The organism is Duganella vulcania (assembly GCF_009857655.1).
GTDB classification, from domain to species: domain Bacteria; phylum Pseudomonadota; class Gammaproteobacteria; order Burkholderiales; family Burkholderiaceae_D; genus Rugamonas; species Rugamonas vulcania.
This window is the reverse complement of sequence record NZ_WWCX01000019.1, coordinates 57,182-83,628: the sequence shown is the minus strand read 5'-3', so window position 1 is coordinate 83,628 and position 26,447 is coordinate 57,182. Positions and strand designations below refer to the sequence as shown.

21 protein-coding genes are annotated in these 26,447 nt (G+C 66.2%); 7 read left to right on the top strand and 14 right to left on the bottom strand.

Going from position 1 to position 26,447, the window contains the following annotated elements; all coding sequences use genetic code 11:
* Position 1: 1 nt before the first annotated feature.
* The 3 genes from GTP90_RS13910 to GTP90_RS13900 form a co-directional block, all read right to left on the bottom strand.
* Positions 2–1,675, bottom strand: a complete 1,674-nt coding sequence (locus GTP90_RS13910) for an MFS transporter (protein ID WP_161084102.1) — start codon at positions 1,673–1,675, stop codon at positions 2–4.
* A gap of 112 nt (positions 1,676–1,787) precedes the next feature.
* On the bottom strand, positions 1,788–4,211 hold the full coding sequence (locus tag GTP90_RS13905) for a catalase (protein ID WP_161084101.1): 2,424 nt from the start codon (positions 4,209–4,211) through the stop codon (positions 1,788–1,790).
* A 74-nt stretch (positions 4,212–4,285) separates the two neighbouring features.
* Positions 4,286–4,660 carry a hypothetical protein gene (locus tag GTP90_RS13900; RefSeq protein ID WP_161084100.1) on the bottom strand — a complete coding sequence of 125 codons (375 nt, stop codon included), beginning with the start codon at positions 4,658–4,660 and terminating at the stop codon, positions 4,286–4,288.
* A 171-nt stretch (positions 4,661–4,831) separates the two neighbouring features.
* Between GTP90_RS13900 and GTP90_RS13895 the strand changes: the two genes are divergently transcribed.
* The 4 genes from GTP90_RS13895 to GTP90_RS13880 all read left to right on the top strand — a co-directional run bounded on the left by GTP90_RS13895 (position 4,832) and on the right by GTP90_RS13880 (position 8,526).
* Complete coding sequence (locus tag GTP90_RS13895) at positions 4,832–5,599, top strand: hypothetical protein (protein WP_161084099.1); 768 nt, start codon at positions 4,832–4,834, stop codon at positions 5,597–5,599.
* A gap of 86 nt (positions 5,600–5,685) precedes the next feature.
* Positions 5,686–6,420, top strand: coding sequence for a hypothetical protein (locus GTP90_RS13890; RefSeq protein WP_161084098.1), 735 nt, complete (start codon positions 5,686–5,688; stop codon positions 6,418–6,420).
* 38 nt (positions 6,421–6,458) lie between these two features.
* The gene (locus tag GTP90_RS13885; RefSeq protein WP_254451856.1) at positions 6,459–7,271 is read left to right on the top strand and encodes a substrate-binding periplasmic protein; all 813 of its coding nucleotides are present in this window, start codon (positions 6,459–6,461) and stop codon (positions 7,269–7,271) included.
* 133 nt (positions 7,272–7,404) lie between these two features.
* Complete coding sequence (locus tag GTP90_RS13880; protein ID WP_161084097.1) at positions 7,405–8,526, top strand: branched-chain amino acid ABC transporter substrate-binding protein; 1,122 nt, start codon at positions 7,405–7,407, stop codon at positions 8,524–8,526.
* Here the strand turns inward: GTP90_RS13880 and GTP90_RS13875 are convergent.
* Positions 8,520–12,314 (bottom strand): hybrid sensor histidine kinase/response regulator, encoded by a 3,795-nt coding sequence (locus tag GTP90_RS13875; RefSeq protein ID WP_161084096.1) that lies wholly within the window; start codon positions 12,312–12,314, stop codon positions 8,520–8,522. The genes GTP90_RS13880 and GTP90_RS13875 overlap by 7 nt on opposite strands.
* 121 nt (positions 12,315–12,435) lie before the next feature.
* Between GTP90_RS13875 and GTP90_RS13870 the strand changes: the two genes are divergently transcribed.
* A complete protein-coding gene (locus GTP90_RS13870) occupies positions 12,436–15,537 on the top strand; it encodes a ligand-binding sensor domain-containing diguanylate cyclase (RefSeq protein ID WP_161084095.1) in 3,102 nt (1,033 codons plus the stop codon).
* Here the strand turns inward: GTP90_RS13870 and GTP90_RS13865 are convergent.
* From GTP90_RS13865 to msrA, 9 genes are all read right to left on the bottom strand, one after another.
* Positions 15,534–16,019: an arsinothricin resistance N-acetyltransferase ArsN1 family B gene (locus GTP90_RS13865; protein ID WP_161084094.1), complete on the bottom strand. Its 486-nt coding sequence runs from the start codon at positions 16,017–16,019 to the stop codon at positions 15,534–15,536. The two genes, GTP90_RS13870 and GTP90_RS13865, sit on opposite strands and share 4 nt — an antisense overlap.
* A 5-nt stretch (positions 16,020–16,024) precedes the next feature.
* Entirely contained in the window at positions 16,025–16,426 is a 402-nt protein-coding gene (locus tag GTP90_RS13860; RefSeq protein ID WP_161084093.1) for a GFA family protein, read from the bottom strand.
* 38 nt (positions 16,427–16,464) lie between these two features.
* Positions 16,465–17,199 carry a YoaK family protein gene (locus tag GTP90_RS13855; protein ID WP_161084092.1) on the bottom strand — a complete coding sequence of 245 codons (735 nt, stop codon included), beginning with the start codon at positions 17,197–17,199 and terminating at the stop codon, positions 16,465–16,467.
* Between the two features lie 47 nt (positions 17,200–17,246).
* Positions 17,247–18,668, bottom strand: coding sequence for a glycoside hydrolase family 19 protein (locus tag GTP90_RS13850; RefSeq protein WP_161084091.1), 1,422 nt, complete (start codon positions 18,666–18,668; stop codon positions 17,247–17,249).
* A 9-nt stretch (positions 18,669–18,677) separates the two neighbouring features.
* Positions 18,678–21,026 carry a chitinase C-terminal domain-containing protein gene (locus tag GTP90_RS13845; protein ID WP_175048084.1) on the bottom strand — a complete coding sequence of 783 codons (2,349 nt, stop codon included), beginning with the start codon at positions 21,024–21,026 and terminating at the stop codon, positions 18,678–18,680.
* 16 nt (positions 21,027–21,042) lie between these two features.
* Positions 21,043–22,059, bottom strand: a complete 1,017-nt coding sequence (locus GTP90_RS13835; RefSeq protein WP_161084090.1) for a cupin-like domain-containing protein — start codon at positions 22,057–22,059, stop codon at positions 21,043–21,045.
* Positions 22,060–22,062: 3 nt separating this feature from the next.
* The gene (locus tag GTP90_RS13830; RefSeq protein WP_161084089.1) at positions 22,063–23,757 is read right to left on the bottom strand and encodes a glycosyl hydrolase family 18 protein; all 1,695 of its coding nucleotides are present in this window, start codon (positions 23,755–23,757) and stop codon (positions 22,063–22,065) included.
* A 296-nt stretch (positions 23,758–24,053) separates the two neighbouring features.
* Positions 24,054–24,461 (bottom strand): DUF1842 domain-containing protein, encoded by a 408-nt coding sequence (locus tag GTP90_RS13825; RefSeq protein WP_161084088.1) that lies wholly within the window; start codon positions 24,459–24,461, stop codon positions 24,054–24,056.
* Positions 24,462–24,580: 119 nt separating this feature from the next.
* Positions 24,581–25,081, bottom strand: coding sequence for a peptide-methionine (S)-S-oxide reductase MsrA (msrA, locus tag GTP90_RS13820; RefSeq protein ID WP_161084087.1), 501 nt, complete (start codon positions 25,079–25,081; stop codon positions 24,581–24,583).
* 134 nt (positions 25,082–25,215) lie between these two features.
* Between msrA and GTP90_RS13815 the strand changes: the two genes are divergently transcribed.
* Together GTP90_RS13815 and GTP90_RS13810 are read left to right on the top strand one after the other, a co-directional pair.
* Entirely contained in the window at positions 25,216–25,404 is a 189-nt protein-coding gene (locus tag GTP90_RS13815) for a hypothetical protein (protein ID WP_117011873.1), read from the top strand.
* Between the two features lie 6 nt (positions 25,405–25,410).
* Positions 25,411–25,779 (top strand): YfeK family protein, encoded by a 369-nt coding sequence (locus GTP90_RS13810; RefSeq protein ID WP_254451855.1) that lies wholly within the window; start codon positions 25,411–25,413, stop codon positions 25,777–25,779.
* On the opposite strand, the gene GTP90_RS13805 is transcribed toward GTP90_RS13810, so the two are convergent.
* Positions 25,780–26,433, bottom strand: a complete 654-nt coding sequence (locus GTP90_RS13805) for an energy transducer TonB (protein WP_161084086.1) — start codon at positions 26,431–26,433, stop codon at positions 25,780–25,782.
* Between the last annotated feature and the right edge of the window lie 14 nt (positions 26,434–26,447).

The window sequence follows — 26,447 nt, the reverse complement described above, 5'->3', positions numbered from 1 at the left end:
TTCAGCGGGATCCGGAATTGTTGAGGGAGACGTTGGCCATGCCGGTCTGCGCGTTGTGCGCCGGGCTGCCGGGGCAGACGACGCACACCGACCACAGATAGCGGCCCAGCATCCAGGCCAGTGTCAGCAGCGCGACCAGGGTAATCATCAGGAAGACATCGTTATAGGCCAGGATATTGGCCTCGCGCGTGGCCGCAGCGCCCAGCGCCGCCACACCGGTCGCGCCGCGCGCGGCGGGATCGGCCAGCCCCGCGCCCACGCTGGCGCCGCCGCTCTGGATGCGCGCCGCCACCAGCGGATCGAGCAGGGTCAGATGCTCGACCAGTATGCTGGAGTGGAATTTCTCGCGCATGACCTGGAAGGTGCCGACCAGCGCCGAGCCAAGCAGGCTGCCCAACGTCTGCGTGATGCTGAACATGACCGAGAAGCTGACCAGGTTATTCGGCGCCGCGATCACCGCGCCGAAGCCGGAGATGAAGGTCGGCCCGACGAAGAAGGCACCGCCGAAGGCCAGCAGGAACTGGCTCACATACAGGTCGGCGGGCCTGGTCAGGTTGGTGGCGTCGGAATCCATGTAGGCGCCGATCGTCATCAGCACCAGAGAGAACATCAGCTGCAAGGGGATGCGCGGCGGCGTGATGGTCAGCGCGCTGGCCACCAACCCCGCCACCGTGCCGGCCATGACGACGATCCACAGCATCTGCATCTGGTCGTTGTTCAGGCCCAGCGCCTGCAGGAAGCCCACGGTGCCGTTGGCCTCCGACTGCACCACGCGGATCAGCAGCACCGACAGGGCCAACCGCGCGATATTGCCGTTGCTGAGCCAACGCGTGTTGAGCAGCGGGCGCGCGCGGTTATGCTCGACCAGCAGCGCGGCGGCGATCAGCACGATGGCGCCGGCCAGGCACAGGCCCAGCCAGCGCGATTCGAACCACCACACCGTGCGGCCCAGCGCCAGCACCGCCGACAGCAAGGCCACGCCGGGCGCGAACAGGCCGAAGGTGAGGAAGTCCATTTTCTCGAAGGCCTTGACGCGGTCACCCGGCGGCAGCTTGAGCGCCAGCACGCAGGCCAGCGACAGCAGGGCCAGTCCCAGCTCGAAGAAGTACAGGCCGCGCCACTCGCCGAACTCCATCAGCTCCGACGAGAACAGCCGCGCCATCGGCAGCGCCAGTTGCGAGAAGCCGATGCCGAACACCGCCGCCTTGAGCCGGTGCTGGGCCGGGAAGGCCTGCAGCGTGTAGTACAAGCCGAGGGTGGTCAGCGCCGCGCCGCTCATGCCGTGCGCCGCGCGCACCGCGATGGCCGAGGCCAGGCCGTGCACGAACAGGTGGGCGACGGTGGCCAGCGCGTACACCACCAGGAATAATTCGGTGAACAGGCGCAGGCCGTACTGCTGGCGGAACTTCACCAGCAGAAGGTTCATCGACACGTTGGCCATCACATAGGCGGCCGGCAGCCACTGGATCTCGGCCGAGTAGACACCCAGCGAACCTTGCAGGTAAGGCAGGTTGACCGACACCAGCGCGTTACCCAGGCCGCCGGTGACGGCGACGATGAAGCCCACCACCAAAAAGGCCAGCCGGCGCTCGGCGGTGTGCAGCGGTGTCGACGGCGATCCCGGCAAGGAGGGACGCTCGTGCGGAAGCCATACCTGTGGGGCGTAAACGTCCATGGTGGTCAGAAGGTCCGGAAGCGAATTGTATGGGGCGTAAACTGCACAATGACGAGCATATCACTATGCTCGTCATTGTTGCGTAAATTACAGCCCATTCAAAAGGGAGAGCCTACAGGACCACCGCCTCGGCCTCGCGCTGGAAGTTGCGGTGTCCGGCCAGCGCGTGCTTGAACTCCGCCAGCGCCGCATCGAGGCTGTCGGCTTTCGCGCGCCACAGGGACAGGTCCGGTGCGCCGTTTTCCAGCGTGGCCGGCAGGCCAGCCTTCAGCAGCAGCTCGACGCCCGCGCCCACCGCCAGCACCGGCTTGCAGTGGCGGTACTGCTGGCGCACGAAGTCCAGCGCGTCGGCGTCGCGCATCAGCATGGCCGCGCTGGCGGCGCCGTCGGCCACGATCAGCGCGTCGTACAGCACCGCCGGACCGGCTTCGATGGAGATGTCGATATCGAGCTTGCCGCCGTCGGCCGCCGTCAGTTGCCCCAGCTGCGGCGCCACCAGGCGCGGCACCGCGCCGGCTTCCAGCAGGTCGGCGTAGATGGCCTTGACGCCGCCCGCCTCCACGCCGTGGCCCGCGAGGATGGCGACCCGGCGCGTGGCGATGCCGGTCGCTCCCGGCCGCGCCAGCAGCGACAGCGCCGGCGACGGAGCGTACTGCGGCGGCTCGGCGCCGGTGGCCAGCGGCATCGGCGGCGGCACCGCCAGCCCCAGCCCCTGCGCCACGCCTTCGGCCAGGAGGGGATCGACGTTGGCCAGCATGGACAGCAGCCGCACGCGGATCGCCGGCGTCTGCACGCGGCTCAACTCGAAGCGGTAGGCGTTGACGATGTGGGCCTGCTCGGCCGGGCTCTGGCTGATCCAGAACAGGCGCGCCTGCGAGTAATGGTCGGCGAACAGTTCCGGCTTGCCGCGCACCTTGTCCTCCGGCGGCTGCGGCCTGGCGGCGGCGGCGGTGGTGAAGCCGGCCATGCCGGCCTGGAACGGGCAGCCGCCGCCCAGCGAATTGGGCTCGTACGCCACGCGCCCGCGCGCGATCGCCTGGCGGTGCATGCCGTCGCGCTGGTTGTTGTGCACCGGCGCCAGCGAGGCGTTGACCGGGATCTCGTGGAAGTTGGCGCCACCCAGGCGGCTGATCTGCGTGTCCAGGTAGGAGTGGATGCGCCCCTGCAGCAGCGGGTCGTTGCTGAAATCGATGCCCGGCACCACGTGCGCGGTGCAGAAGGCCACCTGCTCGGTCTCGGCGAAGAAGTTATCCGGGTTGCGGTTCAGCGTCATCTTGCCGACCACGCGTACCGGCACCAGTTCTTCCGGCACCAGCTTGGTGGCGTCGAGCACGTCGAACGGAAAGCGCTCGGCCTCCTCCTCGGTGAAGACCTGCAAGCCCAGCTCCCACTCCGGGTAGGCACCGGCCTCGATGGCTTCCCACAGGTCGCGGCGGTGGAAATCGGCGTCGGCGCCGCAGATCTTCGCCGCCTCGTCCCACATCAGCGAGTGGGTGCCGGCCACCGGATTCCAGTGGAATTTGCAGAACACCGACGCGCCCTCGGCGTTCACCAGCCGGAAGGTATGCACGCCGAAGCCCTGCATGGTGCGCAGGCTGCGCGGGATCGCGCGGTCCGACAGGTGCCACATCAGCATGTGCGTCGATTCCGGCATCAGCGTGACGAAGTCCCAGAAGGTGTCGTGCGCGCTGGCCGCCTGCGGCATGCCGTTGTGCGGCTCCGGCTTGACGGCATGGACCAGGTCCGGGAATTTCATCGCATCCTGGATGAAGAACACCGGGATGTTGTTGCCGACCAGGTCCCAGTTGCCCTCGTCCGTGTAGAACTTGACGGCGAAGCCGCGCACGTCGCGCACGGTGTCGGCCGAGCCGCGCTCGCCGGCCACGGTGGAGAAGCGCACGAACACCGGCGTGCGTTTGCCGGCCGCCGCGAACGGCGCGGCGCGCGTGATGGCGCTCAAATCGCCGTAGCTCTCGAAGTAGCCGTGGGCGCCCGAGCCGCGCGCGTGCACCACGCGCTCGGGGATGCGTTCGTGGTCGAAATGGGTGAGCTTCTCGCGCAGGATGAAGTCTTCCATCGCGGTGGGGCCGCGCAGGCCGACCTTGAGCGAGTTCTGGTTGTCGGCGACCGGCACGCCCTGGTTGGTGGTCAGGCGCTGGTCGCCGCTGTCGACGCGCACGCGGTCCAGCGACGCGTTGGCCGGATTGACGCCGTGCGGCGGCACGCCAGCACCGGTCTTGGCGGACGGCGTGGTTTCGCCGGCGGTGCTGGCGGTGGCGGCGGGATGCGGCACTGGACAGCTCTGGCCGGCCTGCGGCGTGCGCGCGGCTTCGCCGTGTTCATTGGGTTTGTTGGCGTTGAACGCCATGCCGGCGGCCAGCTGCTGGCCGCCCTTGACCTTGTGGAGCAAGGCTTGCTGCTGCGGGGAATCGTCCCCCAGATGGTCCGGCGGCGGTGCCGACGAAGGCCCGGACACTGTACTCAAAACCGATCCGGCCCCGATGACGGCGGCCGGCGCTTTGCTGGAATTTTCCATCGATGTACTCCGATAAGCGGCGCCGGGCCGGGCCGCCGCTCATCCCGGCGGGCGCACCGGCGGGGCAGCCTGTGTTATTTGGCGCTGCGCGAGCTCAGCAGCTTGGACAGGCCGTAGCCGGCGGCGGCGGCCAGCAGGACCGACATGGCCGGGCTGGCGCGCACGCGGCTGCGGCCCGATTCGGTCAGCGCCTTGCAGCTGGCGGTGACGCGCTTGCCGCGTTCGATCAGGCTGTCGGACGTGTGTTCCATCGTGTCGGCCACCTTGCCGACACCGTCGGCGACGCGGTCGACGCCGTTGTGCGCGCTGTTGGCCAGGCGGTCGGTGGCGGGCGGAACCTTGTCGGCGACCTTGTCGATGGCGGCGTGGGCATCAGCGCGCAGGTTGTTGCCGATCTGGGTGACGCCGTCGCGGGTGGCGTTGATTTTGTTGTCGAGATTGTTGTCCATGATGCTTTCCTTTTTCGAGTGAATGTTGGAACTGCAAGGGATACAATAGGCCCATCGTCGCCGCTTAACCGTGCGGAAACTAACAAAGAGACAGGCTGAGCGCGGCATTACGGCAACGCACCCGGCAGCAGGTGCCTGTTGCCGCCAAGTTGATCAGTTGAGGAGAACGCCATGTTTCCCATCTCATCGGTGTCGCTGACGACGCCAGCCGACGTCGCGCCGGCGCATACGGCCCCGGCCGCAGGCGCCGGCTCCGCCACCGATGCACCGCCGGCCTCGGCCAGCGTCGACCTGTCGCCCGTGGCCAGCTTCCTGCTGACGCTGTCGCAATCGCGGGAGGAAGTGACGCAGCTGCGCACGGCGCTTGCCAACGGCGCGCAGCCCCGCGAAGTGGCCGCGTCCCTGAATGACACCGCGCAAAACATGGTGAACGCCATCAACCTGTTGCCTTCGGTTGATTTCAACCAGGCGCAATCGCAGACGCCGTCGTTGCTCAACAGTCTGGTGCAAAGCCTGCTGCAACCGGCCTTGAGCGACCACGCGACGCCGGCGCAGCGGCTGGCGCGGATCGGCGTCACGCTGCAGGCGCCGTTGCTGTCGGACGCGACCGGCGGCCTGTCGCTGGACAATGAGGTGTTGCGGGCCGCGTTCCACCGCCAGCCGCAGCGCACCATGCAAGCCCTGCAGGACACGCTGGACCATTTCAGCGACGTGGCGAAGCGCTATGCGGAACAGCTGAGCGCGGCCGGCAACCGCGAAGCGGAAGCGCAGGCAGCCCGGCCGCAACCGACGCTGACGCCCGCCGACGTCGCGGCCAACACCCGGCTGGACCTGGCGCGCGCCGAACTGGACCAGCTGGCGCACCATCCCACGCCGGACACCGCAGCCGACCGCCTGGCCGCGCAACGCGCAACGCTGGAACAGCCGCCGCACACCTAGCAATCAGTGTGCTATGTGAGCTGCCACACGGACGGCGGCGGCGGGATGGCGCATGCTGAGCTAAAAATACTGTTCTGGAGCGCCGCATGTTTCCCATCTCATCCACGCCGGCCAGCAATGTGACGCCCCTGGGGCCGCTGAATGCCGACTTGGTGACGGCCATCGGCTCGCCTACCGATGCGCCCGCCCCCGCCGCGGTCACGGTGGACCTGTCGCCGGTGGCCAGCTTCCTGCTGACCGTGTCGCAGACCCAACAACACCTGGCCCAGTTGCAGGCGGCCCTGGCCCAAGGCAGCGCGCCGCCCGACAGCGACACCACGCTGAGCGACCGCACGCGCGACGTGGTCGACGCCTTCAACCTGCTCCCGTCCGGCGAATTCGACCGCGCCCTGCAAGAGCCCTCCCTGCTGGACACGCTGGTGCAAAGCCTGCGACCGCCGGCGGTCGCGCAGAACCTGGCGCAGATCGGCCTGACCCTGCAAGCGACCCTGCCGCCGGACGCGCACAACAGCCTGTCGCTCGACGACGTGCAGCTGCAAACCGCCTTCCACACCGCCCCGGAGGCCACCGCCGCCACCCTGCAGGCGACCCTCGGCAACTTCGACGCCGTGGCGGAGAACTTCGCCGCGCGGCTGGCCTTCGCGCAGCAGAACGATCCGCTGGGCGCCAATCCGGCGCTGGCCGCCGCCATCGCCGCCTACCGCCTCAACGACATCGCCGGCGCCGCGAGCCATCTCGCGCAAACGGCGGGCAGCGCCATCCCGCGTGTGCCGGCGGTGGCCGCCACCGCCCGCACGCGCGCCAACGGCCACACGCCGTAAGCGCCGGTCCTTCCGCAAAACCGTGCAATAATCGGCGCTTGCCCACTGCCCTGTTGCCGATGAAGCGCCTGAACATCACCGCAATGCTGCTCGCCGCCGCGCTGTCGTGCGCCGCCCCGGCGCTCGCCGCCACCGCGCCGAAGGTGCCGCTGCTGATCGGCGACACGCTCGATGAACAGGGCAAGTCCCGGCCCATGCCGGCGGTCAAGCGCAAGGTGCTCGACGCCGTGGCGCAGGAGCTGGGCGTCACCTTCGAGCCGCGCACCTATCCATGGGCGCGCGCCGAACGCCACGCGCTCGAAGGCGAGGCCCTGGTGTTCGGCCTGCCGAAAACCGCCGACCGCCTGCGCGCGCTGCACTACTCCGACCCCGCCACCCACAACAGCTTGTGGGTGGTCACGCGCAGCGACGCCACCTTCCCCTTCAACGGCCTCGAAGACCTGCGCGGCAAGACCATCGGCACGGTGCGCGGCTACAGCTACGGCCCGGAGTTCGACGCGGCGCGCGGTAAGCTGTTCCGCACCGACGACGACATCTCCTCGCGCGGCACGCGCCTGACCCGCCTGATGCTCAAGCGGGTGGACGCGGTGCTGCTGTTCCAGCCCGAGGGCATGACCGCCAAAGACCTGGAGAACAGTATCCGCCTCTTCATGGCCCCGCGCCTGCCGGCCATCGGCGCCGCCGCCAACGCCGGCTTCAGCGTGCTGCCCAAGCCCCTGATCACCGACAGCGGCCAGTTTTTCGCCATCGCCCGCGACCGGGACGACGGCATCATCGACCGCATCAACACCGCGCTGGCGCGCATCCACAAGCGCGAGGAGGACGCGAGGCGCCAACACGCGCCGAATTAAATTTCGGCCGCAGCCGATTCGAAAGGCGATATGCCGCAAAACAGGCCATTCGCAAGTGCAAGTCACACGATAATATTTTGCGTTTTTGGCGATAATCTCGCCATCACCTTACAACACCACATCAGGAGATCGCATGAAACTGAAGCATATCGCAGCCGCCGCCGCACTGCTGGGCGCCGCCGGCGCCCACGCCCAGGACACCCTGGTCAAGATCGGCCATACCGGCCCGCTGTCCGGCTCCCAGGCCTTTTCGGGCAAGGACAACGAGAACGGCGCGCGCCTGGCGGTCGAGGAACTGAACGCCAAGCCGATCACCGTGGGCGGCAAGAAGCTCAAGTTCGAACTGCAATCGGAGGACGACCAGGGCGATCCGAAGGCCGGCATGGCGGCGGCCCAGAAGCTGATCGACCAGGGCGTCAAGTATGTGGTCGGCCCGTACAACTCGGGCGTGGCCATCCCCGCCTCGCGCACCTACAACGACGCCGGCGTGTTGATCGCCACCGTCGCCACCAATCCCAAGCTCACGCAACAAGGCTACAAGGGCCTGTTCCGCGTGAACGCCAGCGATTCGCAGTTGGGCAGCAAGATGGCGCTGTACGCGGCCAATGAACTGAAAATGAAGACCGTGGCCGTGATCGACGACCGCACCGCCTTCGGCCAGGGCCTGGCCGAAGAGTTCAAGAAGCAGGCCAAGGCCGCCGGCATGACCGTGGCCGGCCACGAATTCACCACCGATAAGTCGTTCGACTTCAGCTCCATCCTGACCAAGCTGAAAACCAAGAAGGTCGAGGCGATCTTCTTCGGCGGCTACGCGCCGCAGGGCGCACCGATGGCGCGCCAGATGAAGCAGCTGGGCATCAACGCCAAGCTGCTGGGCGGCGACACCATCTGCACCGCGGAGATGGGCAAGCTCGGTGGCGACGCCGTCGGCGAGAACGTCCTGTGCCCGCAGGGCGGCGCCAGCCTGGATAAATTGACCAGCGGCCCGGCCTTCAAGGCCAAATACAAGGCGCGCTTCAAGCAGGAGCCGGACGTCTACGCGGCGGCCTACTACGATGCGACCATGATGTACGCCCAGGCGATGCAGAAGGTGAACTCGATCGATCCGCAAAAAGTGGGCGCCGCGATCAGCGCCGGTTCCTACACCGGCGTGGCGGGCACCTACTCGTTCGACCAGCGCGGCGACATGAAGCAGTCGCCGGTCACCATCTTCCACTTCAAGGGCGGCCAGCCGGTTGCGCTGACCACCTACTGATGTAGCGCGCCGTCGGCCTTGATGTCGGCGACGGCGCCGTTCAGGATTTCCAGCGCCTGCTCCATGTCGAAGTCGCCGACCGCCTGTTCCAGCTTGCGGTAGTGCCGGGGGAAGGCGGCGGCCAGCAGCGCGCCATGTTCCACCAGCAGCCGTTCGGCGCGGGCGTCGTCGTCGGCCAGCAGTTCGCCCAGTTCGCGCACCACGGCGTCGCGCTGTTCGGGGTCGACGTCCACCACCGCCAGCTCGGCTTCCGCCGGCAGGCACGCGACGATGGCCGCCACCTGCCCGGCCAGCACCGATTCCAGCTGTGCCAGTTGCGGCGCCAGGCGTTCGGCCAGCGCGGCGGCGCCGGTCTCCCCCACCACCGCCGGCGATAACGCATGTTCGGCTTCGCCGGCCAGCATCTGCAGGGCGCTGGCGCCGATATTGCCGGCCAATCCCTTGAGTGTGTGCGCGCCGCGTTCGGCGCCGGCGCGGTCGCCTGCCGCCAGCAGAGCCGATATCTGCTTCACCGCGCCGGCCTGGTTGGCGACGAAGCCGCGCAGCATGGCCAGGTAGCGCGGGCGCTTGCCCAACACGCGGCGCAGGCCGGACACCATGTCCAGGCCGGGTATCTCGTGCGGGAAGCCGTCGTCAGGCGCGGCTTGCGGATCGCGTCCCGGCTCGGTGCGCGGCTCGTGGCGTGGTTCCGCGCCGCCGGCCACGTCCTGCGCCGGCAGCGTGTGGCGCGGCGGTATCCAGCGCAGCAGCGCGCGCCACAGCTCGTCCGGCTCGATCGGCTTGATCACAAAGTCCACCATGCCTGCTTGCGTGCACAGGTCGCGGTCGGCCTGCATGGCGTTGGCCGTCATCGCCACCACCGGCAGGCCATCCAGCGCCGGCAAGGCGCGTAGCGCGCGGGTGGCTTCGACGCCGTCCATCTCCGGCATCTGCATGTCCATCAGCACGATGTCGTACTGGCCGCGCTGCGCCATCTCCACCGCCTCCACACCGTTGTTGGCGATGTCCACCACCAGGCCTGCGTCGGCCAGTAACTCCGACGCCACCTGCTGGTTCAGTTCATTGTCCTCGGCCAGCAGCACGCGCGCACCGCGCAGGGTCGCCAGCGCGGCCAGCGTGTCGGCCGGCGCCGGACGCGCCAGCGCACTGTCATCCACCTCGCCGCCCAGCAGCCGTATCAGGGTGTTGAACAGCACGGAGGCGTTGACCGGCTTGATCAGCACATCATCGATGCCGGCGTTGCGCGCCTGCTGCTGCACCTCCTCGCGTCCGTGGGCCGTGACCATCATCAAACGCGGCGGCTCGCGCAGCGCCAGCGCCTTGATGGCCGCGGCGGTTTCGATGCCGTTCATGCCCGGCATCTGCCAGTCCAGCAGCACCGCGGCGAGCGGCTCGCCGGCGGCAGCGGCATCGCGCACGATGGCCACCGCCTCGGCGCCGGACGACGCCACCCGCACGTTGAAGCGCATGCCGAGCAGCAGTTCGGCGATCACGCTGCGCGCGCTGTCGTTGTCGTCCACCACCAGCAGGCGGCTGCCGCGCAGATCCGGCGACGGCAGCAACGAAGGGCGCGCATCCTGGCCGATGTCCAGCCGCGCGGTGAACCAGAACGTCGAACCCTTGCCCACCTCGCTCTCGACGCCGACCTCCCCGCCCATCAGCTGCGCCAGTTTCTTGGAGATCGCCAGCCCCAGGCCGGTGCCGCCGTACTTGCGCGTGGTGGAGGCGTCGGCCTGCTGGAAGCTCTGGAACAGCTGGCGCATCTGCGCCTCGCTCAAACCGATGCCGGTGTCGCGCACCGCGAAGTGCAGCAGCACGCGATGCTCGTCCCGGCCGCGCACGCGCACCGTCACCGCCACCTCGCCCCGCTCGGTGAACTTGACGGCGTTGTTGGCGTAGTTGATCAGGATCTGGCCCAGCCGCAGCGCATCACCCACCAGCGCAGCCGGCACGTCGGGCGCCACGTCGAACACCAGCTCCAGGCCTTTGGCGCCGACCTTCTCGCCGATCAGCGTGGCCAGGTTCTCCAGCAGCTGATCGAGCTCGAACGGCTGGTTCTCCACCTGCAGCTTGTCGGCCTCGATCTTGGAGAAGTCCAGGATGTCGTTGATGATGCCCAGCAGGTGCTGGCCGGCGCGCTGGATCTTCTGCACGTAATCGTGCTGGCGCGGCGTCAGGTCCGTCTTGAGCGCCAGGTGGCTCATGCCGATGATGGCGTTCATCGGCGTGCGGATCTCGTGGCTCATATTCGCCAGGAACAGCGACTTGCTGCGCGTCGCGTCTTCGGCGGTCTGCTTGGCCGCGCTGAGCGCCTGCGCCGCCGTGTGCTCCGCCGTCACGTCGGCCAGGTAGCCGTTCCACACCTCCTCGCCCGCGTGCTGGTGCACGCAGGTGCAATGGATGTCGACCCAGCGCGCCGCCGCCAGCCCCTGCGCGCCGAACTCCACGCGGCGGTGCACCGACCAGTGCTGCCGCGCGCTGGCGGCGATCTGCGCCAGCAGGCCCGCGCGGCCGTCGGGATCGAGCAGCGCGAACAGCATGGCGCCGTCCTCCAGCACATCGCTCGCCTGCAGGCCGGTGATGGCGGTGATGGCGGGACTCATGAAGCGGAAGCGCGGCTCGCCCTCAGCGTCCATCTGGAACTGGTACACGGCCACCGGCAAGTTGTTGGTGATCTCGCGCATGCGGCGCTCGTTCTCGAAGCGCAAACGGCGCGCGCTTTCGGCGGCGCGAGTGCGGCCCGTCACCACCATCGCGCACAACCAGACGGCGGCGACGCAGCCGAAGGCCAGCGCCAGCTGGTTCCACAACGGCAGCCAGTTGCCCTTGTCCTGCATGATCACCACGCGCCAGGCACCGCCATCGTCGGACCAGTTCAATTCGGCGGCGGCCAGTGCCTGCGCACGTCCCTGGAACTCGGTCCGGTCGCCAACCAGTGCAAACGGCAGCTGCAGCGGCCCGGCGCCGGTGAACAATTCGCCGAACTGCTTTTCCTTTTCCATCTGGGCGACGCGCGCCGGCGCCGTCGTCCCGGCCTGCATGAACAACCACTCGTTGCGGTTGGTGGCGAACACCAGGCCATCGGGCGACAGCAGCAGCACCGGGTCCTTGCTGCGGGCGAGGATCCGGTCGATCTCGGCGGCCGGCATCTTGATGGTGTAGACGCCGGCGACGGGCGTGTCGCGCGAATTGCCGCTGTAGACCGGCGCCGCGAAATACAGCCCGCGCTCGTGCGTATTGCTGCCGATGGCGGCGTAGACATTGGCCTGCCCCGCCAGCGCGCGCCGGCAGTACGGGCGATAACGCAGGCTGCGGCCCACGCCGATGGCTTTGCCCTCCTTGTTCAGGTAAGCGACGGTGGTGCCGTCGCCATTGAGCACGAACACGGTGTCGGCGCTGTATTGATCGAGGACGGCGGCGAAGTCCACGTGCAGGCGATAGGCGTCGGGCGCCAGCTCGCCCGACAGCAGCAGCTTGACGCCGTCCTCCACCAGTCCCATGAGAATCGCCCCACCCATCACGCGGCCGTCGGTACTGTCGAACTGGATCTGGCGCGCGATGTCGTCGGCCGCCGTCTTCAGGTCGCGGCTGTGCTGCTGGAACACCACCTCGCGCTGGATCAGCACCGCGGCGCCGGCCAGCGCCAACGCCAGGGCGCCCCAGCGCATGGTCCGGCGGCCGGGCAGAGCGCTGCGGCGCAAGCCGCGCCACACCGAGCGCCACGTGCGTCGGGACGCGCGGGCCGGCGGCGCCGGCTGTTGGGGTACTCCGTCTGAAGATCCGTCCATGGCGCCTTGCATAGCATATAGATTTGTCAAGGGATTATAGCTGAAAAGTGTTAGCCGGCAACGCTTCCACGGCGGCCGAATCTGTGCTTTACTTGGCTAGCCAAAATACCAAGGTCCTTGAATGCCGCGCACCTCCGTCCGCCCTCTCATCCGCCTGCTGCTATGCGGCGCGCTGGCCTGCCTGCATGCCGCGCCGGCGCCGGCGGCACCGCGTCCGCTGGCCTTCACCGCGGTCGACTCGCTGGGCGCCGACAGCCGCGCCATCCTCGCCATGCTGCAGGACCGACAGGGCTTCGTCTGGATCGGCACCATCGAGGGCGGCTTGTTCCGCCACGACGGCCATAAGCAGGTGCGCTACATCAACGACCCGGCCGACCCGCATAGCCTGCCGGGAGGCCGCGTCACCTCGCTGTACGAAGACGAAACGGGCAGGCTGTGGATAGGCACCGACGAAGGGCTGGCGCGCTTCGACCCGGCGGCCAACAACTTCACCCGCTACGTGCCCGCCGGCGGCCCGGGCAACGCGCGCATCGTGCGCCGCATCGTCTCCGACTACAAGGGCGGCATGTGGGTGGCGACATGGGGCGGCCTGCACCGCTTCGACCCGCGCAAGGGCAGCTTCACGACCTACCGGCACGAGGCGGCGCGGCCGGACAGCCTGCTCTACAACGACGTCAACGCCGTCGCCGTCGACACCAAGGGCGGCGTCTGGGCCGCCACCTGGCCCGGCGGCCTGGATTACATGGCGCCCGGCGCCAGCGGCTTCCAGCACTTCCGCGTCGACGACCCGGAGCATCCCAACCCCAAGGCCAACGACGTGCGCGCGCTCTACCTCGACAGCGCCGCCACGCTGTGGATAGGATCGGCCGACGGCCTGGTGACGTGGAAGACCGGCCAGCCGTGGGAGCTCCGCGAGGCGCTGACGGTGCCGGCCAAGCGCGTGACCGACATCGACGAGGACCGCGCCGGCGACATGTGGATCAGCACCCGCACCAGTGGCCTGCTGCGCTGGGACCGCGAGCTGCGCCAGTTCCAGAGCTACCGCCACCGCGCCGAGGACGCGCATAGCCTCAACAGCGACGCCATCAACACCACCATGCGCGACCGCAGCGGCACCTTGTGGGTAGGCTCGCTGACCGATGGCGTCAGCCGCGCCAACCTTGGCTACCACGGTTTCGAGCGTTTCGTCCCGCGCGACATCGATCCCGACTTCGTCAAGTCCAGCAACTTCGTGCGCAGCGTGGGCGCGGCCGCCAACAACCAGCTGTGGCTCGCGCTGGACGACGGCCTGGCGCTGTTCGATCCCGCCACGCGCAAGATGGTGCGCACCTGGAGCGCCACGCCGAAGCGGCCGGGCGCCATCAGTTCCAACGTCATCTACAGCACCTACCAGGCGCCGGACGGCACGCTGTGGGTGGGCACCTCGGAAGGCCTGAACCGGCTGGACAAACCGGACGCGCCGTTCAAGGTGATCCACTTCGGCAGCAAGACCACGGACTTCATCAACGCCATCGCACCGGGACGCGGCGGTGTGCTGTGGCTGGGCACCGGCACCGCCCTGCTGCGCTACGATACGGCCAGCGGCGCGGTCCAAAGCTACGCGCACAACGACCAGGACCCGGACAGCCGCAGCGTCGACGGCGCCTCCACCGTGGCGGAGGACAGCGCCGGCCGCGTATGGACCGGCGAGTTCTATCGCGGTCGCGGGCTCGATATGCTTGACCCGGCCAGCGGCAAGTTCCGCCACTTCCGCTTCGACCCGAAAAATCCGGCAAGCCTGAGCAGCGACCGTGTCAGCAGCCTGCACCAGGACGCCGACGGCAGCATGTGGGTCGGTACCTCCAAGGGCTTGAACCACGTGGTGGCCGGCAAGGACGGCGCCTTCAGCATCACCCGCATCCAGGAAAAAGGCGAGCTGGGTACGCGCCTGATCGAGGCGATACGCTCGGATAAAAACGGCATGATCTGGGTGACCACGGCGGCGGGGCTGAGCAAGATCGATCCGGTCTCCGGCACCGTCACCGAATACTCGGTGGAGGACGGCCTGACCGAAGGCTTTTACATCGACTCCGCCGCCAACAGCGGCAACGGCTTCCTGTACTTCGGCAGCAGCAGCGGCGTCACCGCGGTCAACCCGGCGATCCACAGCAGCGCCTCACGCCCGCCGCAGCTGGCGATCACCGACATCCGCGTGCTCAATCGCTCGCTGGGTGGCAAGAACCCGCCGCAGGACGTGGTGCTGGAAGGCGGCGTGACGCAGCCGCGTTCACTGAGCCTGCCGTGGACCGCCAACACCATCTCGATCGAATTCGCAGCGCTGCATTTCGCCGAACCGCGCAGGAACGCCTACAGCTACTGGCTGGAAGGCTTCGACACGCAGCCGGTGCAGGCCGACGCCGCCCATCCCGTCGCGACCTACACCAATCTGGCGCCCGGCAAATACCGCTTCCACCTCCAGGGCAGCAACAACAAGGGCGTGGCCAGCCGCGATGAGATCATCCTGCCGATCACCATCACGCCGCCGGTGTGGGAAACCTGGTGGGTGCGCACCGCCGTGGTGTTGCTGGCTGCGGCGCTGCTGTTGCTGATGTTACGCTGGGCGGTCCGGCGCATGAGCGCACGGGCGCGGATGCTGGAGGCGCAACTGCGGGAGCGCAGCGAGGCACTGCGGATCGCGCAGCACAAGCTGGCCAACCTGTCCGCCACCGACACCCTGACCGGCATCGCCAACCGCCGCTGCTTCGATGACCAGTTGGCGTGCGAATGGCGCCGCGCGGCGCGTGAAAAGAAACCGATGGCGATCGGACTGGTGGAGATCGATCAGATGGCTGCCTACCGCGAGCACTACGGCCAGCAGGCCGCCGACGAAGTCCTGCGACTCGCGGCGCACGCACTGAGCGGGGCGGTGCAGCGCGCCGGCGACCTGGTGGCGCGCTACGGCGCCGACCATTTCGCCTTCCTCGCCCCCGCTACCGCCGGCGACGAAGCGATGCGGATCGCGCGCCGCATGGAGGCGGCGCTGGCCGCCTTGAACCTGCCGAACGTGAAGGCCACATCGGGCGTCATCAGCGCCAGCATCGGCGTCGCATCGCTGCCGGCGACGCAAGACGGCACCACCGAAGACTTGGTGCTGACCGCAGACCAGGCGCTATACCTGGCCCGCTCCGAAGGCGGCAACCGCAGCGTGCTGGCGCCGGAAAGCGCGGAGGCGCGAGTGGCTTAGGAAAGCTGCAACTCCCAGTAGCCGACATCGACCCAGCGGTCGAACTTGCGGCCGACCTGCTTGAAGTGGGCGACCTTCTCGAAGCCCAGGCTTTCATGCAGCGCCACGCTGGCCTCGTTGGGCTGGGCGATGCCGCCTATCGCCATGTGGATCTCTCGGGCGCGCAGTTCCTCCAGCAGCACCTTGTACAACGCCGATCCTATCCCCTTGCCGCCCTGCCCGAACTTCACGTAGACGCTGGTCTCGGCGGAAAAACGGTAAGCGCTGCGGGCGCGCCATTTGGTGGCGTAGGCGTAGCCGAGCACTTCGCCATCCAGCTCATACACCAGCCAAGGCAGGTGTGTGGTGACGTCGCGGATGCGGCCCGCCATGTCCTCCGGCGCGACCGGATGCTCCTCGAAGCTGATGGTGGTGGTGGCGATGTAGTGGTTGTAGATGGCGACGATGGCGGATGCATCGTCCGGCGTGGCGGGTCGTATCATCGGATTCAAAGGTGGCGGGTTTCGGTGGGTGGCGATATCCAGTTGTCGGCGCGGCCGTCGACATAGGTGATGGGAGCATTGGCGAAGTCCTCGTCGCTGACGCCATCGAGGCTGGCGACGTTCACGCCGTAGAACACGCCGTAACGCGGCGAGTTGCCGACACCGTAAGGCCGCACGCCGCAGTGCTTGCAGAAGTAGTGATGCTCGTTCTTCGCGCCGAACTGGTAGACGTTCATCTCGCCCTCGCCGGCCAGCAGGCGGAAGGCCTCGGGCCTGGCCATCACGGCCCAGCAGCGTATCTTCAGGCAGAACGAGCAATTGCAGCGCAGCGTGCCGTGCGCCAGGTCGACATCCGCCTCGAAGCGCACCGCGCCGCAATGGCAGCTGCCTTGGTAAGTCCTCATCATCCGGTGGTATCTCCTTGCGGCAAAGTATAGACTAATCCTTAACTCTTCGCCTGCAGCAGGTCGTCGAACACGGGGATGATGGCCAGCGACAGCAGCGCCACCGCCAGCGGCACCGTGACGATGAAGCCCAGGTATTTGAAGCCGAAGGCGCCGGCCAGGCCGCCCAGCAAAAACATCCCCAGCAGGGAGCTCAGTAACAATAGCTTGCCGCGGTCGGCCATCACCCTCTCGGCCAGGGCGCTGTCGTTCCAGTAAAACATTTTACCCAGCTCGATGCCGATGTCGGTCACCAGGCCGGTGACGTGGGTGGTGCGGATTTCGGCGCGCGACACCTTGGTGATGATGGCGTTTTGCAGTCCCATCACAAAGCATAGCAAGGCGATGATGGCGGACACCTGCCCGGAGGCGTCCAGCCGCGCGCCCATCAGGCCAAAACACAACAGCAGCGCCGCCTCCACGATCAGCGGCAACGCATACAGGCTTTGCGCCCCGCGCCGCCGGCCCCAGTTGATCAGGATCGCCGACGTGGCCGCGCCCAGCAGGAACGACAGCAGCGACGCCAGGCCCGCCAGCACCAGCCGCACATCGCCCAGCGCGGCGTCGTCGGCCACCGCCGAGACGATGCCACTCATGTGGGACGTGTATTGTCCCACCGCGAAAAAGCCGCCGGCATTGACCGCCCCGGCCACGAAGGCCAGCGAACGGCCAAGGCGGCGGTTACTGATATCGGTGCGTTGCGGACTTGTCATGGCCCGCAGGTAGTGCATAGGCATTGGGGGCTTTCTTGTTGCTGACGGCCCTTCCATTGTATGCCATCACCTCACTTGAGCGTTACTCCCCAGTTCTTCTCCACGCATTTGGTGTAGTTTCCGGGGATTAGAGCGCTGTACGGCGTTTGATAGTTGACCAACTGGCATTGGTAGTCGCCGCCGCTGCTCCAGTTCTTCTCCCAGTAGATGTTGTAGGCCGCCGAACTGGAACCGCTGAAGCGCTGCATCGTCGCGCAGGACAGCTGCTCGCTGCCGATGTTCCAGCCCAGGTCCGCCGCAAACTGCTTGTAATAGTCGATGCGGTTCTGCGCCGCCGCCTTCTCGGTGCCGGTGCCGCATTCGGCGTTGATGATCATGATGGTGGTGGCGAAGTTGTTGCCCGCGCCAGCCGCCTTGTCCGCGGCATTCGGCACCCAGGTCCCGTCCAGCAAATGCAGCATCGATGGCTTGGGCGGCTGCGGGTAAACGAAGAAGAACGTCGCCGAGGCGAGATTGAGCCAGGTCGACGCCACCTGGTCGGGATTCTTCAGCAGCACCGACTGGTCGCCGTTGAACATCACCTGCGAGAACGGGCCGTAGTTGTAGTTGTACGAGAGCTGCTTGGCGCCACGCCCGTAGTACTTCTTGAAACTGCCATCGGCGTTTTTACCGCAGGTCCAGACGGTGTTGAACACCGGGTCCGAGCACTCGACGTTGTAGCCGCAGTTGGTACCCGTTTCGTCGCAGCCCATCTCGCGCAGGTACTTCAGGCCCTGCCGCCATTGCGGCAGCGGCAGGCTGGCGTTGTGGTCACCCGTCTCCTGCGCGAAGTGGGCGAACATGGTCGCCAGCGAATGGCGGCAGATGGCGTCCGCATCGCGGCCGTCAGTGTAGTCGCCGCAGACCGCCGGGAACTTGGCCACCGCCTGCAGGAACCGGCCGTACGTGTAGCTGGGCTCACGGATGCCGAAGTAGTAGTCCCACTTGGCCGATGTCAGCAGACGCTCGACCCGCTTGACGTTGGCCGGATTGGCCGCCGCGCCGGGCGATACGGCTTCCACCGCCGCGTTGTCCAGCGTGCGGATCGACGCCTTCACCGTGCGGAAGAAATCATTATCGGTGAGCTGGGCCTCGCGCGCCTCGGCCTGCGCCTTGGTCGGCACGCCGCCCGGTTGCGGCGTACCCGGATCGGGTGGCGTCGGATCGGTGGCGTCGCCGATGTACTTCCACGGACCCCACGTATCCGTCTGATTGGGCGCGGTGCCCTGCACCCACCATTTGGCCTCGTACTGCTTGCCCTGGTAGATCGCGCACATGCCGGCGGTGTAGACCGCCGTGGAGGTCCATGCCGGGCAGGCGGTGGCGGCGGCCGTGCTGATGCCGCCGGAGAGTACGCGCGGAGCGTTGCTGTCAGCCTGGCCGCCGCCACTGCCGCCGCCACAGGCGGCCAGCAGCAAGGCGCCCAGTACAGCGATGCTGTGAACTGGTTTCATCGCGTCTCCTTATTTCAGCGTGACCGGCAGGCCGGGATACTCGTCGCTCAAGGCATAGCGCACGCCATTGACCGTGACCACGTACGCGGACGGCCCCGAGATCGGCAGCGAGTAGTTCAGCGTCAGCGACACCGAGGCCCCCGGCGCCAGCGATTGCCACGATGGGATGGTGAACTTGGCGTGGTTGAAGTTGGCCTTGAAGCCGCCGATATTGTTCGGCCCCGTGTAGCCGGCCTTGGTCACCACCAGCCCGTAGCCCGATTGATCGCTCATGTTGGCGGGCGCCGATACCGGATAGTCGAATTCCACCACCGAGCCGCCCGGGATGGTGACGGTGGTGTTGTTCGTCACCGTCATCACGGGGTTGATCGGGTAGTTGCTGTCGCCGAGCTTCCAGCCGCCCAGCGATATGCTGACCTTCGCGCTACTGGCCGGCATCGGCGATTCCGCCCGCGTGGCGCCATAAGGGCTGGCGGCCTTGAAGGCGTTGTAGATGTTGGTGGTCAGCGTGTAACCCATGAAGTACTCGCCCTTGCCGCCGTTCCTGCTGGCGTCCCAGGCGTAGTCGCCGGCCAGCTCCCAGATCATGATGCCGCCGATGGCGTTGTCGATCACGTACTGGGTCTTGGCGGCCATCGATTGCGCCGTCTCGGTGGAGATGAAGACTTTGCGCGTGGCGTTCCACAGCCACGGCGCGGCCATCGTGGCGCTGTAGTTGGCGGCGTACGTACCGGTGAGGGTCTTCTCAGTCACGCCGTAGGCATCGAGGTAGTCCGGCACGATGGCGTTCTGCAGGTTGAGCGCATGCCACAGCGGATTGCCGCCGCCGGGAACCGGCTTGCCGTTGGCATCGAGGTCGTACCAGACGTTGTCGATGCCGACCGCGCCGGTGCCGCAGGTCTTGACGCCGGCGCAGGTGACGGTGTCGTTCACCAGCGGCGTGGTGCCCCACAGGCCGTTGCTGCCGCCGGTGACGTCCTTCCAGCCGCGCGTGTAATACGGCACACCGATGTTGATGCGGCCGGCCTGCAATGCGCCGCGATAGTAGCGGTAGGCCCAGTCGACGTTCAGGTAGCCGATGCCGCCGTATGAGTAGGCGTTGCCGGCTTTGAGTTCGGCGTCGTTGCCGTCGTCGAACAGCGCGGCGTTCGGACCGACGTACTGGTTCCAGCCGCCGTGCAGATCGTAGGACATCAGGCTGGCGTAATCAAGGTACTGCAGGCCGGAGAGGTTTTCCTCGCCGCGCAGTATCCAGCCGGACGCGGAGCCGGCGATGGTCAGCATGTAGTACTTGTTGTCGGCGACGGCCGCCGTGTCCAGCTTCTGACGCACGGTTTTCAGCAGCACGTTGTAACTCTTCATCAGGCCCGCCAGGCGTGGCTTGGAGAGGCTGAAGTCCAGCGGGTTGCCTGCTTCGTTGTTGGTGGTCGGGTGTTCGTAGTCGATGTCGATACCGTCGAAGAAGGTGTACTGGCGCAGCACGGCCACCATCGAGTCGGCCAGCGTGTTGATGCCGGCGGTGTTGAGCGAGCCGTCGGCGTTGGTGGTGGCCGTGTAGTAGCCGCCGCTGCCCGCCCAGCCGCCTACCGACAGCATGACCTTCACGCCGGGGTAGCGCTTCTTGTATTGCGCCAGCAGGTTGAAGTGGCCTTTGTACGGCAGCGATGGGTCCATCGCCGCGGCGGGGATGGTGGGCCAGGTCATGCCGGTGTCGGGGTTGTTGGCGCCACTGCTCAGTTGGACCTTGGCGTTGGCGTCCACCGAGGCGAAGGCGTAGTTCACGTGGGTGATTTTGTCCCACGGGATGTTGTTGACCAGGTAGGACGGCGTGTTGTTCGCGCCCGTGCGCCAGCTGGTGAAGTAGCCGACGATGCGGCGGTTCAGGCCATTGGCCAGCTTCTCGCGGCCGTTGGCGTCGTACACGCCGCAGTAGTTCACGTTCGGCACCGGCGAAGTCAGTCCATCAGGACGGCACGCGACTGGCGTTGGCGTTGGCGTTGGCGTTGGTGTTGGTGTTGGTGTTGGTGTTGGTGTCGGAGTCGGAGTCGGAGTAGGCGTCGGCGTTGGGGTCGGAGTAGGCGTCACGGACTGCAGCGCCCACGGCCCCCACTCCTCCGTGCCCGGCACGTTATTTTGCGTCCACCACTTGGCCTTGTAGGTCGAGCCGTTGTAGGTCACGCACATGCCGGCGGTGTAGACCGCGCTGGACGACCATGCCGGGCAATCGGCGGTGGCGGCGGCGGTCTGTATGCCGGCCATCAGTTTGGGCGCGGGCGTCGCGCTTTGCGGGTCGGAACCGCCGCCACAGGCGGCAACAGCGCTGCCGATCAGCGCCAGCATCAAAAGGTTGTGTCTCATTTTGTATTCCCGTATTTTAGAAATCGTGATTGTTCGGGTAACGGCTGTAGAAATCGTTGTCCCACTTGAAGTGGGTGGCGGAGATGGTGATGGTGATATCCAGCGCTTCGACGAAGTGCCACCAACCGACGGGCAGGAACAGGATCTCGCCCGGCTCCAGCACGCAGTCGATGACCGGCACGTCTGCCATCATCGGAAAACGCTGCAGGTCGATGTTGCGTCCATCGACCGGAGTGAAACAGTGACGCTGGTTGTACAGCTTGGGCGTATCGCAAGGAGCGATCAGCCGCACGCGCTTGCGCCCGGCGATCTGGATCATGAAGTTGTTGGTCAGGTCGTGATGAAACGGCGTGATCGTGCCGGCCGGCCCAAACCAGAAGAAGCCCCGTCCTTCCGGATTCAGATACTCCGGCAGCGGCGGCACATCGGCCATCAACTCCTGCAACGACTCCCGATTCTGGCCGTCGTTATTGGCGGTCATGTAGAAGTCGTTGGTATGGCCGCTGTCGCGCACCAGCGCCACGTACTCGCCGAAACGCATGCGGCGCTTGTGCGACTGGCTGTTCATCTCATAATCGGGATCGGCGCTGCGGCCGAACTGCACCTCCACCATGCGCTCGCCCAGCTGCTCGCCAAGGTAGTCCAGCGTCCACTTGGCACGAGCGGCGCAGTCGTCCAGCATGCCGGTGATGATCACCGGCAGATTGCGGCGGTAGTGCTGGTCCAGGAACTCCGCGCCGGACAGGCGCGCCCGCCGCGGAAGTTCAACAGGCGCCAGCCGGTTCAATTGCGACTGGATGTCGATCACCCAGTCGCGCTTGGCCAGCCGGTTATGCAATCGCGATACGCCCTTCAGGTAAGGGCTGTGCAGCGCAGCGGCGATCTCCGCGTGCGCATCGCGCGCGCTGATGCCGGACTGGATCAGGATGCCGGCCAGCGTATCCGGCCGGCTGCCGAGGATCAGGTTCTCGGCGATCCAGCTGCGCCATGCATCGCTGACGCCGATGGTTTGGACAACGGCATGGCGCTTCATGGCTTAGCGTCCTTTCCAGACGGCGCTGGTCAGAGCGCCGTTGGCGTCGCCGTCCAGCTCCCAGGAGAAGGCGCCGCGCAGGCTCTGGTCGCGCATGTACTGCATCTTGGTCGCGATCACGGTCGGGTCGTCATAGCTCCACCATTCGCCGGTGCCGGTGTACAGGAACAGCTGCTTGGTCTGCGGATGGTACCAGCGCGTGCCTGCCTTGTTGACCAGGACCTTGTAGTCGTCGATGCCGGTTTCGTAGGTACCCGCCGCGCCGCCGGTGGTGGATTGATACAGGCCGTTGGCGTTCGGGCCGGCGGCCACGCCTTTCCATCCGCGTCCGTAGAACGGCACGCCGAGCAGGATCTTATTGCGCGGCATACCGGCTGCCACCAGCGCCGTCACGGCGTCGTTGGTGTTGTACTTGGCGAGGACGCCGGTGGCCGGATCGGCGGGGTCGTGGTACAGCGGCGAGTGGAAGTTGGTGGTGTTTTCCCATGCGCCGTGGAAGTCGTAGCTCATCAGGTTGACCCAGTCCATGTACTGCGCATACAGGTTGGGTTCCGTCTGGGCGATCTTCTCGCTGCCGGCGCCGATGGCGGCCGTCAGCGCATACCGCTTGCCGTCGATGGCGCCTTGCGCGTCCAGCTGCGCGCGGAACTCGGCCATCAGCAGCGTGAAGTTATGCTTGTCGTTGACCGCGTCGACGGTGTTGTACGGCTGACCGCCACCGCCCGGATATTCCCAGTCGATGTCGATGCCGTCGAAGACGCCCTTGGCGGAGCCTGGGCCGCCGCGTCCATCCTGCACCGGCAGGTCGCCGGCGATGAACATCTTCACGCAGGACTTGGCCAGCTGCTTGCGCAGCGCGTCGGTCTTGGCCGCGGCCGAGAAGTTCTTCGACCAGGTCCAGCCGCCCAGCGAGATGAACACCTTCAGGTTGGGGTGCGCGGCCTTGAGCAGTTTGAGTTGCTGGAAGTTGCCGGTCAGTGGAGCGTCCCACGGAATGGTCTTGCCGTCGACGGTGCGCGCTGGCTGGCGTTGATAGTCGGCGTAGGCGTCGCCGCCGGTGCCGGCCGCCGGCGAGGTCGGATTGTCGTTGCCCACTTCGGCGCTGGTGACCATGTCGCATTCGTAGCCGCCGTTCTTGGCGTAGGTGTTACCGAAGGCGTAGTTGATGAAGGTGAGCTGGTCGGCGATGCTGGTCTGTACGCCGTTGACAGGGGTCTTGGTGGTGTGGATGTCGGCCACTTCGTAGCCGCGTCCATACACGCCCCACTGCGCGAAGTAGGAGCCGATCTCGCGGCCGCCGACCGGCGTTGGTGTCGGTGTCGGAGTGGGCGTCGGCGTCGGTGTCGGCGTTGGTGTTGGTGTTGGTGTTGGTGTTGGTGTTGGAGTTGGAGTTGGAGTCGGCGTTGGCGTCACCGACTGCAGCGCCCATGGCCCCCATTCCTCCGTGCCCGGCACGTTATTTTGCGTCCACCATTTCGCCTTGTACGTCGAGCCGTTGTAGGTCACGCACATGCCGACCGTGTAGATGGCACTGGACGACCACGCCGGACAATCGGCGGTCGCGTCGGCGGTTTGCACGCCGGCCAGCAATTTTTGTGGTGCGGTGGTGGCGGGGCTGTCGCTGCCCCCGCCGCAAGCCGCCAGCATACTGGCGATCAGGCCGAGTACGGCCGCATTACCCTTGACTGCACGTTCCATGCTCTCTCCTCCTTGGTGGGTGACTCTCTGCTTTTCTTATTTTTTCAGGATGGAGTCTAAAAAAGTGGTAGTCAAGTGGTTTTATTTTGTTGCGACCATTCGAATACCAGTTTCAACCAAGGAAGAGTTATTGCGGAAAGATCCGATGTGGGACTTGAAAGAGTATGTAAGTGCTCACCAACCAAATTCAGCAGGCAAACCGGCGCGACTTGCCCCTGACTTTCGAATGTCTCAAATTGAACATGGTGTTAAATGGCGAGTACCAATTTTGCGCGCCCGGCAAGTGGTACGGCCGGCTACTCGGCGGAGGCAAGCTCCGGCAACATCGCCCGCGCGACGCCGTCGCGGACTTCGACGATGCGCGGTTGCCGCGTATCGCCAAAGCTCATCTTGTAGCAAGCCTGGCCGTCCTTGGATGCGGTAGGCAACACCATCAGCAGCTGGAAAGCGCTCGGCTCCTCCTCCACCGACGGGAAAATCGACGGCAATCCGGCCAGCACCACGGCCCGCAAGGGCTCGCCGCTGTCGATTTCCGTGTGGTGGCCGCGGATGGAAATCCCGGCGCTTTCGCCGTTGCTGAAGTCCACGCGCGCGTGGCCCATCACGCTGTCGTTCAAGGCGTTGACGACCAGGTTCAAACGCAAGGTTGGATTGCCTTCGATGGCGCTGGTGATTTCATACACTGCTGTAAATAATTGACTCATGGTGCTTCCTGACGAATGAAGATGAAACATGAGTCAACTGTAGCCGCACAACCGGAAGCTTGCCTTCCGAATACCTTCCGGCCGCCAAGCGATTGATTAGATTGGAAATATTATCAGCATCACCGCTTGGGCAACTGCCAGTCCGGACGGATGAAATGGCAGGTGTAGCCGTTCGGAACGCGCTCCAGATAGTCCTGGTGCTCCGGTTCCGCCTCCCAGAACGGCCCGGCCGGCGCCACTTCGGTGACGACTTTCCCCGGCCACAGACCGGACGCGTTGACGTCGGCGATGGTGTCCTCGGCGACCGCCTTCTGTTTCTCGTCAACATAGTAGATTGCCGAACGATAACTGGTACCGATGTCGTTGCCCTGCCGGTTGCGGGTGGTCGGATCGTGGATCTGGAAGAAGAATTCCAGAATCTTGCGATAGCTGATCACGGCCGGATCAAAAATGATTTCCAGCCCTTCGGCATGGGTGCCGTGGTTGCGGTACGTGGCGTTCGCCACATCGCCGCCGGTATAGCCGACCCGCGTCGCCAGCACGCCTGGGTACCTGCGCAGCAGATCCTGCACGCCCCAGAAGCATCCGCCGGCCAATATCGCTTTTTCAGTTGTCGTCATATTCCATCCTTTGTGAGTATCTCTGTACAATTTAGCGACGTTCCCCGGTTCTTCAAGCCGGCCAAAAGAAGGATCTTCCAATTGCTTTTGTGATAAGCTCAAATGCTGCTGTTGACCAACAACCGGAGTCACCCATGCAAATAGAACGCCGTTCGCGTCCAGATCGCGTCAAAGCCATCGCCGTCAACGCGGGCCTGGCCCTGCTTGAAACCGCCGGCCGCGAAGCCGCCGCCACCTTCCTTGAAGATGCGGGCGTGCCCCTGCCCGTAATTGCCCGCGTGCTGTCGGAACCGGACAAGCGCCGCGCCGAAGACCTGCGCTAAAGGCCCTTGAAAATCAAATACCTGACCCTGCCCATTTTAATGCTGGCCATGACTTCAGGCATGGCGGCCGAACTGTCGCCGGCCTCGCGCACGGAAATCAACGCCTTGCTCAACCGGCTGGCCAACTCGGGCTGCCAGTTCAACCGCAACGGCAGCTGGTACACGCCGGTCGACGCCAAGACCCATCTGACGCGCAAGCTCGACTATCTGGTCGAGAAAAAACAGGTCGGGAGCACCGAACAGTTCATCGACCTGGCCGCCAGTTCCAGCAGCAGCTCGGGGAAAAATTATCAGGTGCGATGCGGCACCCAGCCGGCCGTCGCCAGCGGCGTCTGGCTCAAAGGCGAACTGCAAGCACTGCGCGCCGGCAAATAGCTAGGGCTTAAGCAGCACGCGGCCGAACGCCGTGTCCGTGTGCTGGCCCGGCAGTTGCGGATCGATCGCGAAACGGCAACTCTGCAGATAGCCGGCAGCCTGCGCCACCACGTCCGGCGCTTGGCCGCTGGGTTCGGCCACCACGCGGATCGGCGCACCGTCGCTGTTGACCAGGAAGCGCAGCAGGATGCCGTCGTTGCCGCTCGGCCGGCGGTCGAATTCCTTGAAGCCGTCGAAGCGGCCGGATGGCTGGCAGCTGCCGGCCACCAGCTTGGGCCGGACAGCCGGGCCGTCGCTGAACTGCCAGACAAATTGCATCGGAAAGGAAGCGCCGCTTTTGGCTTCGTCCAGGTGTGGCTGGAACACGCAGCGGGAGATGCCGTTGATGGCGGCATCGTCGAGGATCTTCCAGCCGCTGCCCTGGGACACTTCCGGACGCACCACCTTGCCGTCCTCGCCGATCTTGAAACGTATCGTCGTCACGCCTTCGATTTCATAGCGCCGCGCCTCGTCCGGCCACTGCGGCTGCGCGCAGCTGACCGGACTGACCAGCGATTTGAACGGCGCCTGGCCGCGCTGCTCAGCGTGGCTCATCAGGTTGAGCAAACCCAGCAGGCCGGCGACGGCGGCGACGAAAAGCAGTTTCTTGTTCATCGGGCGATGATATC

Bases quoted from the DNA above. Each gene is read 5' to 3' on its own strand.
- GTP90_RS13910 (WP_161084102.1), bottom strand. From the start codon at position 1,675: ATGGACGTTTACGCCCCACAGGTATGGCTTCCGCACGAGCGTCCCTCC.
- GTP90_RS13905 (WP_161084101.1), bottom strand. From the start codon at position 4,211: ATGGAAAATTCCAGCAAAGCGCCGGCCGCCGTCATCGGGGCCGGATCG.
- GTP90_RS13900 (WP_161084100.1), bottom strand. From the start codon at position 4,660: ATGGACAACAATCTCGACAACAAAATCAACGCCACCCGCGACGGCGTC.
- GTP90_RS13895 (WP_161084099.1), top strand. From the start codon at position 4,832: ATGTTTCCCATCTCATCGGTGTCGCTGACGACGCCAGCCGACGTCGCG.
- GTP90_RS13890 (WP_161084098.1), top strand. From the start codon at position 5,686: ATGTTTCCCATCTCATCCACGCCGGCCAGCAATGTGACGCCCCTGGGG.
- GTP90_RS13880 (WP_161084097.1), top strand. From the start codon at position 7,405: ATGAAACTGAAGCATATCGCAGCCGCCGCCGCACTGCTGGGCGCCGCC.
- GTP90_RS13875 (WP_161084096.1), bottom strand. From the start codon at position 12,314: ATGGACGGATCTTCAGACGGAGTACCCCAACAGCCGGCGCCGCCGGCC.
- GTP90_RS13870 (WP_161084095.1), top strand. From the start codon at position 12,436: ATGCCGCGCACCTCCGTCCGCCCTCTCATCCGCCTGCTGCTATGCGGC.
- GTP90_RS13865 (WP_161084094.1), bottom strand. From the start codon at position 16,019: ATGATACGACCCGCCACGCCGGACGATGCATCCGCCATCGTCGCCATC.
- GTP90_RS13860 (WP_161084093.1), bottom strand. From the start codon at position 16,426: ATGATGAGGACTTACCAAGGCAGCTGCCATTGCGGCGCGGTGCGCTTC.
- GTP90_RS13855 (WP_161084092.1), bottom strand. From the start codon at position 17,199: ATGCCTATGCACTACCTGCGGGCCATGACAAGTCCGCAACGCACCGAT.
- GTP90_RS13850 (WP_161084091.1), bottom strand. From the start codon at position 18,668: ATGAAACCAGTTCACAGCATCGCTGTACTGGGCGCCTTGCTGCTGGCC.
- GTP90_RS13845 (WP_175048084.1), bottom strand. From the start codon at position 21,026: ATGAGACACAACCTTTTGATGCTGGCGCTGATCGGCAGCGCTGTTGCC.
- GTP90_RS13835 (WP_161084090.1), bottom strand. From the start codon at position 22,059: ATGAAGCGCCATGCCGTTGTCCAAACCATCGGCGTCAGCGATGCATGG.
- GTP90_RS13830 (WP_161084089.1), bottom strand. From the start codon at position 23,757: ATGGAACGTGCAGTCAAGGGTAATGCGGCCGTACTCGGCCTGATCGCC.
- GTP90_RS13825 (WP_161084088.1), bottom strand. From the start codon at position 24,461: ATGAGTCAATTATTTACAGCAGTGTATGAAATCACCAGCGCCATCGAA.
- msrA (WP_161084087.1), bottom strand. From the start codon at position 25,081: ATGACGACAACTGAAAAAGCGATATTGGCCGGCGGATGCTTCTGGGGC.
- GTP90_RS13815 (WP_117011873.1), top strand. From the start codon at position 25,216: ATGCAAATAGAACGCCGTTCGCGTCCAGATCGCGTCAAAGCCATCGCC.
- GTP90_RS13805 (WP_161084086.1), bottom strand. From the start codon at position 26,433: ATGAACAAGAAACTGCTTTTCGTCGCCGCCGTCGCCGGCCTGCTGGGT.